12 protein-coding genes are annotated in these 12,556 nt (G+C 67.1%); 1 reads left to right on the top strand and 11 read right to left on the bottom strand.

Annotated elements, in window-relative coordinates:
* Positions 1-8: 8 nt before the first annotated feature.
* The 9 genes from AC1DHL_RS05165 to AC1DHL_RS05125 are packed head-to-tail and all read right to left on the bottom strand — an operon-like array spanning position 9 to position 9,043.
* Positions 9-1,487 carry an aldehyde dehydrogenase gene (locus AC1DHL_RS05165; RefSeq protein WP_478161112.1) on the bottom strand — a complete coding sequence of 493 codons (1,479 nt, stop codon included), beginning with the start codon at positions 1,485-1,487 and terminating at the stop codon, positions 9-11.
* Between the two features lie 15 nt (positions 1,488-1,502).
* Positions 1,503-2,321, bottom strand: a complete 819-nt coding sequence (locus AC1DHL_RS05160; RefSeq protein WP_478161110.1) for an aspartate dehydrogenase — start codon at positions 2,319-2,321, stop codon at positions 1,503-1,505.
* An 8-nt stretch (positions 2,322-2,329) separates the two neighbouring features.
* The gene (locus AC1DHL_RS05155) at positions 2,330-4,030 is read right to left on the bottom strand and encodes a thiamine pyrophosphate-binding protein (RefSeq protein ID WP_478161108.1); all 1,701 of its coding nucleotides are present in this window, start codon (positions 4,028-4,030) and stop codon (positions 2,330-2,332) included.
* Positions 4,023-4,862, bottom strand: a complete 840-nt coding sequence (locus AC1DHL_RS05150) for an SDR family oxidoreductase (protein ID WP_478101525.1) — start codon at positions 4,860-4,862, stop codon at positions 4,023-4,025. The genes AC1DHL_RS05155 and AC1DHL_RS05150 overlap by 8 nt, the downstream gene beginning before the upstream one ends.
* Positions 4,863-4,881: 19 nt before the next feature.
* Entirely contained in the window at positions 4,882-5,721 is an 840-nt protein-coding gene (locus AC1DHL_RS05145) for an IclR family transcriptional regulator (protein ID WP_478101523.1), read from the bottom strand.
* A gap of 31 nt (positions 5,722-5,752) precedes the next feature.
* Entirely contained in the window at positions 5,753-6,601 is an 849-nt protein-coding gene (locus AC1DHL_RS05140) for an alpha/beta fold hydrolase (protein ID WP_478161106.1), read from the bottom strand.
* A 23-nt stretch (positions 6,602-6,624) separates the two neighbouring features.
* The gene (locus AC1DHL_RS05135) at positions 6,625-7,167 is read right to left on the bottom strand and encodes a cupin domain-containing protein (protein ID WP_478161104.1); all 543 of its coding nucleotides are present in this window, start codon (positions 7,165-7,167) and stop codon (positions 6,625-6,627) included.
* 24 nt (positions 7,168-7,191) lie between these two features.
* Positions 7,192-8,007, bottom strand: a complete 816-nt coding sequence (locus AC1DHL_RS05130) for an SDR family oxidoreductase (protein ID WP_478161102.1) — start codon at positions 8,005-8,007, stop codon at positions 7,192-7,194.
* Positions 8,008-8,059: 52 nt separating this feature from the next.
* Positions 8,060-9,043, bottom strand: a complete 984-nt coding sequence (locus tag AC1DHL_RS05125) for a Bug family tripartite tricarboxylate transporter substrate binding protein (protein ID WP_478161100.1) — start codon at positions 9,041-9,043, stop codon at positions 8,060-8,062.
* A 378-nt stretch (positions 9,044-9,421) separates the two neighbouring features.
* Here AC1DHL_RS05125 and tcuC point away from each other — a divergent pair, with 378 nt between their 5' ends.
* Positions 9,422-10,729: a tricarballylate/proton symporter TcuC gene (tcuC, locus tag AC1DHL_RS05120; protein WP_478161098.1), complete on the top strand. Its 1,308-nt coding sequence runs from the start codon at positions 9,422-9,424 to the stop codon at positions 10,727-10,729.
* 6 nt (positions 10,730-10,735) lie between these two features.
* Here the strand turns inward: tcuC and AC1DHL_RS05115 are convergent, their stop codons facing one another.
* Together AC1DHL_RS05115 and AC1DHL_RS05110 are read right to left on the bottom strand one after the other, a co-directional pair.
* Complete coding sequence (locus tag AC1DHL_RS05115) at positions 10,736-11,665, bottom strand: dihydrodipicolinate synthase family protein (protein ID WP_478101513.1); 930 nt, start codon at positions 11,663-11,665, stop codon at positions 10,736-10,738.
* A 40-nt stretch (positions 11,666-11,705) separates the two neighbouring features.
* The gene (locus AC1DHL_RS05110) at positions 11,706-12,470 is read right to left on the bottom strand and encodes an SDR family NAD(P)-dependent oxidoreductase (RefSeq protein WP_478161096.1); all 765 of its coding nucleotides are present in this window, start codon (positions 12,468-12,470) and stop codon (positions 11,706-11,708) included.
* Between the last annotated feature and the right edge of the window lie 86 nt (positions 12,471-12,556).

The raw sequence follows: 12,556 nt of genomic DNA, 5'->3' as shown, positions 1-12,556 counted from the left end.
CTCCGTGTTCACGCGTTTGCCCACGGCAGCGGCTGCTCGTTCGTGCCCCAGTACATGCTCTTCTGCTCCATGTACTGGAAGATGCCTTCGCGGCCCTTCTCGCGGCCCAGGCCGCTGTCGCGCCAGCCGCCGAAGGGCGTGGAGACGGAGAACTGCTTGTAGGTATTGACCCAGACCGTGCCGGCCTGCACCGCACGGCCCAGGCGCCAGGCGCGCTTGAAGTCACGGCTCCACACGCCCGCGGCCAGCGCGTAGACGCTGTCGTTGGCCTGTGCGATCAGCTCTTCCTCGTTGTCGAAGGGCATCGCGACGAGCACCGGCCCGAAGATCTCTTCCTGGCTGATGCGCGCGTTGTTGGTCAGGCCTTCGAGGATGGTCGGCGTGTAGAAGTAGCCACGGTCCATCCCATTGCCGTGCGGGCGCACGCCGCCGGTGCGAATACGTCCACCCTCGGACACGCCGAGCTCGACATATCGCTCGATCCCCTCACGATGGCGGGCGGTGATCAGTGGACCCATCTGCGTGCGCTCCGAGGCCGGGTCGCCCACACGCAACGCGTTGGCGCCTTCGGCGAGCCGCGTCAGGAACTCGTCGTAGATCGAGCGCGCCACGAACAGGCGCGAGCCCGCGATGCACGATTCGCCCGACGAACTGAAGATGCCGTAGAGCACGCCATTGACCGCATGGTCGAGGTCGGCATCTTCGAGCACCATGGTGGGCGACTTGCCGCCGAGCTCCAGCGACACCGGCATCATCTTGTCGGCCGCGATGTGCGCGATGTGCTTGCCGGTCGTGGTGCCGCCGGTGAAGGACACGCGCTTGACCAGCGGATGCTTGGTGATCGCGTCGCCGATGACCGAGCCTTTGCCCGGCAGCACGCTGATGATGCCCTTGGGCACGCCGGCCTCTTCGCAGATGCGGGCGAGTTCGAGCGCCATCACCGGGGTGACCTCGGCGGGCTTGACGACCACCGCATTGCCGGCCGCAAGTGCGGGGGCGAGCTTCTGCGCTTCGCTCGCAATGGGCGAGTTCCACGGCGTGATGGCGGCGACGACACCCATCGGCTCGTGCACGCTCATCGTCACGAAGGGGCCGCGCGATGGGGTAATGGTTTCTTCGAGCGTCTCCAGCGCAGCGGCAAAGAACTGGAAGGTGCCCGCGGCGCTCGCCACCAGGGCACGCGTCTCGCTGATGGGCTTGCCGTTGTCCAGTCGCTGCTTCTGCGCCAGCGTCTCGGCCTGTTCGCGGATCAGGTGGGCCACGCGATGCAGCACCGCGGCGCGCTCGTGCGGCAGCTTCTGGGCCCAGCCGCTGGTGAGGAAGGCGTGGTGCGCACGGGTGATGGCTTCTTCGACATCGGCGAGGCTCGCGGCCTGCAGGCGCGCGATGGGTTCGCCCGTGGCCGGATAGAGGCTCTCGTACACGTCGCCGCCGCCGAGGCGCCATTCGCCCGCGATGTTGAGGGGGAGCAGTTCAGAGGAAATCATGAGAGGTGCCTCGCTTCAGATCGAAAGTGCCGCGACGCGGTTGCGCAGCGCCCGCACGGCGCTGTAGACAGTCAGTGCGGAAGTCTTGGGATTGGCCGCCAGCGCCTTGTTGCGCATCGTCAGCTCGAAGCTGCCGAAGGCACCATCGGCTTCGACCGTGTGGACGTTCTCGGCGACGGCCGGGTCGGCAATGAGGCGCACGTGGGTGCGATCGAGACCGAGGCCGGCGAGCGACACCGTGGCAGCGACGTTGGCGTTCTTTGGATAGAGCGTTGCGGCCTCGCGGGCGCTGCCTTCGAAGATCACGGTTTCGCCCTTGAGCGCAGAGAGATCGCGGCCTTGCTCTGCCGGGGTCCCCTTCCACGCATGGGGCGGCTTGCGGCCGGTGTAGCGCACGCTGTCGAGTCCGCCGATGCGGGCTGCAGCCAGCGCATCGATGGCGCCGATGGCACCTGCGATCAGTTGCACTTGCGTCCTGCCGGCTGTTGCCGCCGCTTCGAGCTGCTCGGCCAAGCCTTTCGCCGAGAGCGCGCCCACCGAGGCCACGATGCACGGCGTGCCGCGCTGCAGGGCCGGAAGGACGTGCGCTTCGATCGCCGCGTGGCCGGCCGCCTCGATCACGAGGTCGATGCCCTGCTCGGGCACGGACGACACCACCTGCGCGCCGGGCGCCAGACGCCGCGCGACGACCTGGGCGGCCTCGAAGGCATCGGCGGGCACGACGATCGCCGCGACCGACAGGCCCGCATCGTCGCGCAACAGTTCGAGCGCGGCGGTGCCGATGGCGCCACAGCCGATGAGTACAACGCGCAGGACGGGCACGGACATCTTCATGGCCTCGCTCACTTGCCCAACACGCCGAGCGCGGGGATCTGCGTGATCTTGTTGGTCGGCGGGCCAGCGAAGGTGCTCTTGAAGCCCCCGATCGACAGCATGTCGATCTCCAGCAGGAAGGGACCATCGGTCGACAACGCCTCGTCCAGGCGCGCCGGCAGCTCGTCCAGGCTCTTCAGGCGGGCGTGCGGCAGCGCGAGCGACTTGCACAGCAGGTCGTAGTCGGGCGTGTGCAGCTCGGCGTAGCAGCGGCGGCCGCCGTACTGCACGTCCTGGATGTTCTTGATGACGCCGTAGCTCTTGTCGTTCATCAGCACGATCACCATGGGGGCCTTCTCCTGCACCATGCAGGCCAGTTCGCCCAGGTTGAGGATGAAGCCGCCGTCGCCGGCCAGGCAGAAGGTCTTGCGGCCGGAGCCGGTCACCGCCGCGCCGATGGCCGCGCCGATGGCCATGGGCATGCCCTGGCCGATGCCGCCGCCGGTGGCGTGCACGCCGGCGCTGGGTTCGAACACGCGCAGTTCGCGGTTGCCCCAGGTGCTGTTGGAGACGGTGACGTCACGCACCCAGTTGAAGTTGCGGCCCGCTACGGCCTGCAGTTGGCGCACGAGTTCGGCATACGGGCCGAGACCGTCGCGCAGCGTGGCCACAGCCTGGTCGTGGGCCGCGCGCAGGTCGCTCAACAGCTTCGGGTCAGCCTTGTACCCGATCGCTTCCAGGCGGTCTGCCAAGCCTTCGAGCGCCAGTGCAGAGTCGCCGCAGACAAAGGCGTCGGTGGCATAGCAGCGGCCTTCCGCGGCAGCGTCGGCGTCGATGCGGTACAGCGGGCGCGGCAGCTTCAGCTCGTACTTGAGCGTTTCGTTGCCGCGCAGGCGCGAGCCCACCACGAGCATGGCGTCGCAGGTCTGGTAGAGCGCTTCGACGGGCTTCTGGATGTTGTAGGCGCCCAGCGACCCTGCATCGTCCTCGGGCACGATGCCGCGGCCCTGCGTGGTGGTCACGACACCGAAGCCGAGCTTCTGCAAACGCTTGATCGCCGCACCGGCGTTGCGCGCACCGCCGCCGACCCACAGCATCGGGCGCTTGGCCTTGGCCAGGCTTGCAGCCAGTGCATCGAGGCCAACCTTCGAGGGCACGGCGGCCTCGATGGGCAGCGGCGACAGGTCCGCCGGCATCGTCGTGAGTGCCGACTGAATGTCGATTGGAATCTCCACGCTCACGGGGCCGGTCGGCGCGGTCATCGCGACCTGCACCGCGCGCTTGAGCGTGCCGAGCACGTTCTCGACGCTGCGCACGCGGAAGGCGGCCTTGGAGACGGCCTTGAGCATGGTGAGCTGGTCGGGCGCCTCGTGGATGTACGACATGCCCTTGTCGATGTAGGGCGTCTCGATCTGGCCGGTGATGTGCAGCAGCGGCGCGCCGGCGGTGAGCGCCTCGACCATGCTGCCGGCGATGTTGCCCGCGGCGGGGCCGGTGCTGGTCACACACACGCCCAGGCTGGCGGTGGAGCGCGCATAGGCGTCGGCCATGTTGCCCGCGCCGGCTTCGCCGCGTGCCGAGATGAAGCGGATCGCGCCGCGCTGTGCGAAAGCGTCCAGGATCGGCATGTTGTGGATGGAGATCACGCCGAACGCAGCCTTCACGCCGCACTGTTCGAGGAAAGCCGCGACGACGGCGCCGACGGTCACGGTGTTGGTGGGGTTATGCATGGCGGGAATGACCTCCGGAGATATCGATGTGGGCACCCGTCGTGTAGGACGCGAGGGGCGAAGCGAGGAAAAGAATGGCACGCGCGGCTTCGATCGGAAGTCCCAGGCGGCCCAGCGGGATGTGTTTGCTGTGGGCGAGTTGACTGCTCCAGGCGGACCAGTCGAGCGACTTGTCTTCGCGCGCTTCGAAGCGGCGGCGCCATTGGCCGGACTCGACCAGACCGATGAGGATGCCGTTGACGCGCACGCCCTGCGGCGCGAACTCGGTCGCCATGGAGCGCACGAGGTTGAGCAGCCCCGCGCGTGCGGCCGATGTGGCGACCATGTGCGGCTCGGGCTGGCGCGCGAGTAGCGAATTGGCGCAGACGATCGCGGCGTCGCCAAGCACGACGCGCTGGGCCGCCAGTTGCGGCAGGAAGGCGCGCGTCGGATGGATGACGGAGAAGAACTTGAGGTTCAGCTCTTCGGTCCAGGCCTTGTCTTCGGTGTCGGCAAAGGTCGACACGCGGCCCTGGCCTGCGTTGTTGATGAGCATGGAGGCCGGGCCGAGCGCGGCCTCGCTCTCGGCGGCGAAGCTCTGTACGGCGGCGGGATCGAGCACATCGCAGGTGCGGGCGAAGAGCTTGGCTTGCGGGCGCTTGGCACGCAGGGTGGCCACGGCGCTATCGAGGCGCTCGGCATTGCGGCCGCACAGCGCAACGGCGGCGCCGCAATCCAGAAGCTGCTCGACCGTCGCCAGGCCGATGCCGGAGGAGCCACCGGTCACCACCGCCACGCGGCCCGAGAGGGCGTGGGGCGAGAAGAAGGATGCGGAAATCGTGGGCGTCGTCATGATCGTCGTCCCCTGCCCTTCAGGCGCGGTTGCCGCCGCGCAGCGGAACCACCTTGGACGCCGGCGAATAGTTCAGCAGCCCCGAGATGCCGTCGGCCGTCTCGCGCACCCGCTGCACCATCTCGTCCATGCGGGCTTCGTCGATGTGACCCGAGGTGATGGTGGCGCCCAGCGCAGCCACGATATGGCCGCTGTGGTCGCGCACCGGCGCGGCGATGGTGGAGATGTTCGACTCGAAGAAGCCCTCGCCCAGCACATAGCCGCGCTCGCGGTCGCTCTGGACCATGTCGAAGAGTTCGTTGACCGTCTTCGGCGTGCTCGGCGAGAAGGTTTCGAGCTTGTCTTCGGGATAGAGCGCGCGCAGCTGCACCAGGCTCAGGTCTTCGAGAAGGATGCGACCGAGCACCGTAGCGTGCGCGGGCAGCCGCGTGCCGACCGTGACGGAGCTGGCGAATGGCGTGGGCGGCGCGACCTTCGCCACGTAGACGATCGAGCGGCCGTCGCGCACCACCAGGTTGCACGGCGTGCGCAACTCCTCGCACAGGCGCTGCAACAGCGGCGTGCCGAGCTGCGTGAGCTCCAGCGAAGCCAGGTATTCGAAGCCGAGACGCAGCACGGCGAGGCCGAGCCGATAGTCGCGACCGCCTTCGGCACGCTCCAGGAAGCCCATGTTCTCGAGCGTCGTCAGCAGGCGAAACACCGTCGAGCGCGGCAGGTCGAAGCGGCGCGCAAGTTCGGGTGCGGACAGCGTGCGGTTCTCGCGGCTGAATTCGCACAGCACGCGCAGGCCGCGTTCGAGCGCCGGAACGTTGTAGCGGTCGGCGCCCTCTTCGATCACTTCATTGCCAGGGGTGGTCATAAGTCTCTGGTTCCTGTTGTTTGTTGTTCGGTCAGGACGACAGCGTGTCGCGCAGGATCGCGGCCACGGTCTCGGGCTGTTCCACGTAGCTGGCATGCCCGGCGCCCGCCAGCAGTTCGAGCGTGACGCCGCACTTGCGCGCGACTTCGTCGCATGCGGCGGGCGTCGTGACGACGTCCAGCGCACCGCAGGCCACGCGGACCGGTATCGCGGGTGGCAGATCGGCGAGAAGATCGCCACCGCACAGCAACTCAACAGCTTGGCGGTAGCCGTGGTCATTCAAACGAGCCATGTTCCAGCGCACCCATTGGCGGGCCAGCTCGCTCGCGTTGTCCGACACGAGGCGGCCGGAACGCTGCGCAGCCATGCCGGCGATGCCGAGCTTGGCGAGCGTGTCGAGTCGTTCCGTGTGGACGCGTTGGCGGGCTTCCGCACGCGCGGGCGCGCCGTATCCACCGGCCGGGCTGATGAGGACCAGCCTCTTGATCCGTGCGGCCGACGGTGATCCCGCACGCGCAGCGGAAGCAGCCGTGAGCGCGCCGAGTGAATGCCCGACCAGCACGCAGGATTCGATGTCCATCGCATCCAGCAAGGCATGCAGGCGCTGCGCATAGTCCGCTGCGGTCGGCACCTCGGGCGTCACCGGCGTCGATTCGCCGTAGCCGGGCGCGTCCCACGCGATCAGGCGAGCGTGCGGCGCCAGCACCCATGCCGTGTCGAGCCACGAGGCCGCGCCCGAACCGATGCCATGCAGGCACACCACGACAGGCCCCGCGCCGCACTCGCGCACGGACACCACGCCGCCGCTCACCGGCACGCTGCGTGCCGGAAAGCGCGCGTCAAGGCGCGCGACTTCGGACTGGGGCAGGACAGAGGTCATGGCGGCTTCGCTCATCGCAGTGCTCAGCGTTTGATCTTCGCCAGGGGGTGATCGGCTGGGTACGTCGGCGTCACCGGCTTCTTCGCGCCGAGCATCACGCACATCAGCGCGTCTTCGTCGCCGATGTTGATTTCCTCGCGGTAGACGCCCGGGGGCACGGAGATCAGGTCGCGGTCGGTCATGATGGTCTCGAAGCGCTCGCCGTCCTTCTCGATGACGACCTTGAGCTTGCCGCGGATCAGGAAGAAGACTTCTTCCACGTCGGTGTGCAGGTGCGGCGGGCCTTCATGGCCGGCCGGGATCACCATGGTCGAGAAAGTGAAGTTCTCGGCCGGGACGGTGTTCATGTCGCTGGCGACGCCGGTGCCACCCGTGCCGATATAGCGCATTTGCGCGCGGCGGAACTTGGGGTCGTGGTCGGCCTGGAATTTCAGCGCATCCCAGTCGTACTTGCGCGTCGAGTAGCGCGCGATGCGGGTGTTCATCCACGCTTCGAGGCTGGCGCCTTCGGGGCACGCCCAGCTCGGCGTTTCATCGATGTTTTGTTGTTCGGACAGATCGCTCATCAGGGTTCTCCTTGGTCGAAAAAATCAGTGCATCACGAAGCCGCCGTTGACGGCGAGCAACTGGCCGGTCACGAAGCGCGACAGGCCGGACAAGGCAAACAGGACCGCGCCGCAGACGTCGACCGCCTGCTGTTCGCGCGGAATGGCGCGGCCTTCGAGGTATTTCTGGTGCCGCGCCATGGGCACGTACTCAGTGGCTTCCACCAGCGTGAGGCCGGGTGCCACCGCGTTGACCGTGATGCCGTCGCCGCCCCACTCGCGCGACAGCGAACGCGTCATCGAGATGACCGCGCCCTTGCTCGACGCGTAGGCCAGCAGGTTGGGCGCGCCCCACAGCGCGGTGTCGGACGCGAGGTTGACGATGGCGCCGCGGCCGCTCTTCGCGAGCGCAGGCTGGCAGGCGCGGCTCATGAGCCAGGTGCCGCGCACGTTGACGTTCATCACGCGGTCCCACATGTCGATCTCGAGGGCATGGGCATCGCGGCCGCCGGAGTTGGTGATGGCGGCGTTGTTGACCAGTCCGTCGAGCCCGCCGAGCAGGTGGACGGCTTCGGCGCCACCCTTCTCGATCGAGGCCGGATCGGACAGGTCGATCGTGAGCGCGTGCGCAGTGAAGCCGGCTTCGCGCATCGCCTGGGCCTCGGTCTGGGCGAGGTCGGACAGGATGTCGGCGAGCACGACGCTCGCGCCGGCCTTGGCGATGCACTTGGCAAAGGCGAGGCCCAGCCCGCGCGCGGCGCCGGTCACGAGCACGCGGCGGCCGGCGAGCAGATTGGCGGGCAGCTCGGCAAGCAAAGCCTGCAGGCCAGCGGGATCGGGGGTGGTGTTCACTGAAGTCATGGCGTCGACGTCTTTGCGTACTTTGCGTACTTTGGATACTTTGGAGAGGGCCTCAATCGGCCTGGATACCCAGTTCCTTGATGATTCGGCCGAAGCGTTCGAAGTCGGCGGCGTTGGTCTTGGCGAGCACATCCGGCGAGCCGCCCAGCGGCAGCGCGCCCAGCGTCGCCATGCGCGAGACCACGTCGGGCATCTTGAGGATCTCGTTGAAGTGGCCGTTGAGCATCTTCACGGTCTCGGGCGACATGCCCTTGGGGCCGAAGAGACCGTGCCAGGCGGTGACTTCCACGTCCTTGATACCCAGTTCCTGGAAGGTCGGCACATTGGGAGCCAGCGGGGAACGCTTCTTGTCGGCGACCGCAAGCACCACCATCTTGCCGTTGGGCAAGTAGGGGTCCACAGGGCCCAGCGTGATGTAGGTCAGCGGCACATGGCCGCCGAGCACGTCGTTGACGGCCGGTGCGACGCCGCGATATGGCACATGGCGAAGGTCCAGACCCGTCGCTTTGTTGACCATCTCGCCGAGGATGTGCATCGGCGAGCCGCTGCCGGGGCTTGCGTAGGCCATCGACTGCGACTTGGCGGCGGCCATTGCGCCCTTGAAGTCCTTGAAGCCGGCGCCCGAACTCGCAACCAAGGCGAGCGGCAAGGTGCCGGTCTCGATGATGGGGGTGAAGCCGTTCAGCACGTCGTAGCTGGACGAGCCGTTGGTCTTGAGCACCAGTTGCGCGATCGAGAAAGTGCTCGGCGCCAGCAGGAGCGTGTAGCCGTCGGCGGGCGCCTTGGCGACATAGCTGCTGCCGATCACGCCGCTGGCGCCCGGCCGGTTGTCGACCACCACGGGCTGCCCGATGCGGGTGGAAAGCTTTTCGGCGAAGAGGCGGGCCAGGGCATCGGTGTCGCCGCCGGCCGGATAGGCCACCACGATCGTCACCGGCTTGCTCGGGAATGCTTGCGCCCAGGCGGGGCCGGCGGACGCCGCGGCGGCGAGCGACAGGGCAAGGGCGAGAGCTTGGCGGCGTGTCTGCTTCTTCATGGTGGGTTGCGATCCGTACGAGGGTTGGAACTGAAAACCGGCCTCCGCTCCGGGTTCAAATCCGCTGATCGACTGTCAGCTCGTTGATCCGGTTTGTTTCACTAATAAAACAGTGGTTTATTACTGGAACGACCTACGAAGAATATTCGCAAACGTGTCACGGAAGATAGGTACAAACCCTGATTTTTTCGTTCGCTTACAGGAAGCCGCTGATCGGCGGAATGCGGCGCCAAAACCCGTCACCCGATCACCTGATCGGCGCCTGACTTGAGCGCCCGGGACAAACCCCGACTGCGAGGATGGCCGTTCGACGGCTTCGCTCCCTACGATGAGGAGACTCCGCACCCGCGGCCCTGGCCATCATCTGGAGACACAGCCATGAGCACCGCCACCCTGGCCTCCGGTCAAGCAGCGCCTCCGCACAGCACCTCCAAACTCGGCGCCGTGCTGCGCGTGACGAGCGGCAACTTCCTCGAACAGTTCGACTTCTTCCTGTTCGGCTTCTATGCCACCTACATCTCCAAGGCCTTCTTCCCCGCGAGCAGCGATTTCGCCTCGCTGATGCTGACCTTCGCGGTGTTCGGCGCGGGCTTTCTGATGCGCCCGCTGGGCGCGATCATCCTGGGCGCCTATATCGACGAAGTGGGCCGTCGAAAGGGCCTGATCGTCACGCTCGGGATCATGGCCAGCGGCACGGTGCTGATCGCGTTCGTGCCGGGCTACGCGACGATCGGCCTGATCGCGCCCGTGCTGGTGCTGCTCGGCCGTCTGCTGCAGGGCTTTTCGGCAGGCGCGGAGTTGGGTGGCGTGTCGGTCTACCTGTCGGAGATGGCGACGCCCGGGCACAAGGGCTTCTACACCTCGTGGCAGTCCGCAAGCCAGCAAGTGGCGATCGTGCTCGCCGCCGCGCTCGGCTTCGCGCTCAACGAGATGCTCGATCCGGCCGTGCTGTCTGCCTGGGGCTGGCGCATTCCGTTCTTCGTCGGCTGCATGATCATCCCGTGCATCTTCGTGCTGCGCCGCTCGCTGCAGGAGACCGAGGCCTTCCAGCAACGCAAGCACCATCCGACCACGCGCGAGGTGTTCCAGTCGATGGCGCGCAACTGGCGCATCGTGCTGGCCGGCATGCTGCTGGTCGCGATGACCACCACGACCTTCTACCTGATCACGGTCTACACACCGACCTTCGGCAAGACCGTGCTCAAGCTGAGCGCGCGGGACAGCCTCATCGTCACCCTGCTGGTGGCCGTGACCAACTTCATCTGGCTACCGATCGGCGGTGCGCTATCGGACCGCATCGGCCGCCGGCCCATGTTGCTGGCCGTGTCGATCCTCGCGATCGTGAGCGCCTACCCGGCCATGCACTGGCTCGCCGCGGCGCCGAGTTTCGGGCGGATGCTCGACGTGCTGCTGTGGTTCTCGTTCCTCTTCGGCATGTACAACGGTGCGATGGTCGTCGCGCTCACCGAGGTGATGCCGGTGGAGGTGCGCGTGGTCGGCTTCTCGCTCGCCTACAGCCTCGCGACGGCGGTCTTCGGCGGCTTCACGCCGGCGATCTCGACCTGGCTGATCGAAGTGACCGGCGACAAGGCGGCGCCCGCCTACTGGCTGAGCGTGGCGGCGGTCTGCGGGCTGGGGGCGACCCTGGCGCTCTACCGCAAGGGGCGCCGGCCCGCCGTCGCGTAGCTGCCGTCAGCGGCCCCAGCGCAAGACCAGCGCGTCGAGGCGGCGCGCCGTCTCGATCAACAGCGAGCGGCTGGCAGGATGGATCGCGGGGAATGGATGGCGCGGTGCCTCGCACGCGATCACGCCACCCTCCTTCATGAGCGACTTGGCGGCCAGGAGCCCGCACTGTCGATTCTCGAGATTGATCAGCGGCAGCCAGCGCTCGTAGGCTGCGATGGCTTCGTCGCGCCGCCCCGCGCTGTACGCGTCGAGGATCGGACGGATCCCGTCGGGATACCCGCCGCCGGTCATTGAGCCTGTCGCGCCGGCTTCGAGGTCGGGCAACAGCGTGATGGCTTCTTCACCGTCCCACGGCCCTTCGATCGCATCGCCGCCGAGGCGGATCAGTTCGCGCAGCTTGGCCGCGGCGCCGGCGGTTTCGATCTTGAAGTACGCGACATGCTCGATCTCCTTCGCCATGCGCGCGAGGAAGGCGGCCGACAGCGGCGTGCCGGCGGCCGGTGCGTCCTGAATCATGATGGGAATGCCCACGGCATCCGACAGCCGCGCATAGAACTCGTGGATCTGCGGCTCGGCGACGCGAAAGGTGGCGCCGTGATACGGCGGCATCACCATCAGCATCGCGGCGCCCATGTCCTGCGCGCGGCGGCTGCGTTCGGCGCACACCTTGGTGCTGAAGTGCGTGGTGGTCACGATCACCGGCACGCGGCCTGCGACGTGTTCGAGGATCGTGCGCGTGAGCACCTCGCGCTCGTCGTCCGACAGCAGGAACTGTTCGGAGAAATTCGCCAGGATGCACAAGCCGTCCGAGCCCGCGTCGATCATGAAGTCGACGCAGCGCTTCTGGCTTGGGAGGTCGAGGTCGCCTTGTTCGTCGAAGGTGGTCGGCACCACCGGAAAGAGGCCTCGATAGCGGGCGGTCGTGTTGGAACTCATGTCGTCCTTTCAGATGTATCGAATGAAAAGCACCACGCCCTCACGTCCAGCCGCCGTCGACGATGAAATCCTGGGCAGTGCACATGGCGCTCTCGTCGGCCACGAGGAAGAGCGCCATGCTGGCGATGTGATCGGCCATCAGCGGCTTGTTGATGCACTGCCCGCGCGCGATGTCGACACGCGCCTGGTCATCCACCCACATCTTCAGTTGCTTGTCGGTCATGACCCACCCCGGCACCAGCGTGTTGACGCGGATGTTGAAAGGGCCGAGGTCCCGCGCCAGGCTGCGCGTCAGCCCCTGCACCGCCGCCTTGGAGGTGGTGTAGACCGGCATGCCGCCCTGCTTGAGCTTCCAGCTGATCGAACCGAAATTCACGATCGAGCCGCCGCCCGCCTGGCGCATGTCATCCATGACATTGCGCGCTGCGAAGAACTGGTGCTTGAGGTTCACACCGACGCCGGCGTCCCACGATTCAGGCGTGGTCTCCTCGATGCGGTGGCGGCGGTCGTTGGCAGCGTTGTTCAGCAGCCCGGTGATGGGGCCGAATTGCTGCCGCACCGAAGCGATGGCGCCTTCGAGTGCCGCGATGTCCGTCAGGTCCGCCGTGACGAACAGCGGCGCATGGCGCGCGCCCGCCAAGGCTTGCGCAAGTGCCGCACCGGCGGTGGCGTCGATGTCGACGAAGCCGACCTTTGCGCCCTGCGCGACGAAGCGTTCAACCAGGCACGCGCCGATGCCGGTGGCACCGCCCGTGATGAGGACAGTGCGGTCGACCAGACTGGGGTACTGGGCAAAGGTGGTCATGGCAGGAGGTGCGAGCGGATGAAGCGCGAATTATGGGGTGTTGCTCGATCACGGATTCAGACCTCTGTCACCTGATCGCGGCAGAA

The sequence above is a fragment of the Variovorax sp. 10L426 genome, from assembly GCF_056395305.1.
This window is presented reverse-complemented; position numbering and strand designations above follow the sequence as displayed.

Coding starts and splice junctions, on each gene's coding strand:
- AC1DHL_RS05165 (WP_478161112.1), bottom strand. CDS start 1,487: ATGATTTCCTCTGAACTGCTCCCCCTCAACATCGCGGGCGAATGGCGC.
- AC1DHL_RS05160 (WP_478161110.1), bottom strand. CDS start 2,321: ATGAAGATGTCCGTGCCCGTCCTGCGCGTTGTACTCATCGGCTGTGGC.
- AC1DHL_RS05155 (WP_478161108.1), bottom strand. CDS start 4,030: ATGCATAACCCCACCAACACCGTGACCGTCGGCGCCGTCGTCGCGGCT.
- AC1DHL_RS05150 (WP_478101525.1), bottom strand. CDS start 4,862: ATGACGACGCCCACGATTTCCGCATCCTTCTTCTCGCCCCACGCCCTC.
- AC1DHL_RS05145 (WP_478101523.1), bottom strand. CDS start 5,721: ATGACCACCCCTGGCAATGAAGTGATCGAAGAGGGCGCCGACCGCTAC.
- AC1DHL_RS05140 (WP_478161106.1), bottom strand. CDS start 6,601: ATGACCTCTGTCCTGCCCCAGTCCGAAGTCGCGCGCCTTGACGCGCGC.
- AC1DHL_RS05135 (WP_478161104.1), bottom strand. CDS start 7,167: ATGAGCGATCTGTCCGAACAACAAAACATCGATGAAACGCCGAGCTGG.
- AC1DHL_RS05130 (WP_478161102.1), bottom strand. CDS start 8,007: ATGACTTCAGTGAACACCACCCCCGATCCCGCTGGCCTGCAGGCTTTG.
- AC1DHL_RS05125 (WP_478161100.1), bottom strand. CDS start 9,043: ATGAAGAAGCAGACACGCCGCCAAGCTCTCGCCCTTGCCCTGTCGCTC.
- tcuC (WP_478161098.1), top strand. CDS start 9,422: ATGAGCACCGCCACCCTGGCCTCCGGTCAAGCAGCGCCTCCGCACAGC.
- AC1DHL_RS05115 (WP_478101513.1), bottom strand. CDS start 11,665: ATGAGTTCCAACACGACCGCCCGCTATCGAGGCCTCTTTCCGGTGGTG.
- AC1DHL_RS05110 (WP_478161096.1), bottom strand. CDS start 12,470: ATGACCACCTTTGCCCAGTACCCCAGTCTGGTCGACCGCACTGTCCTC.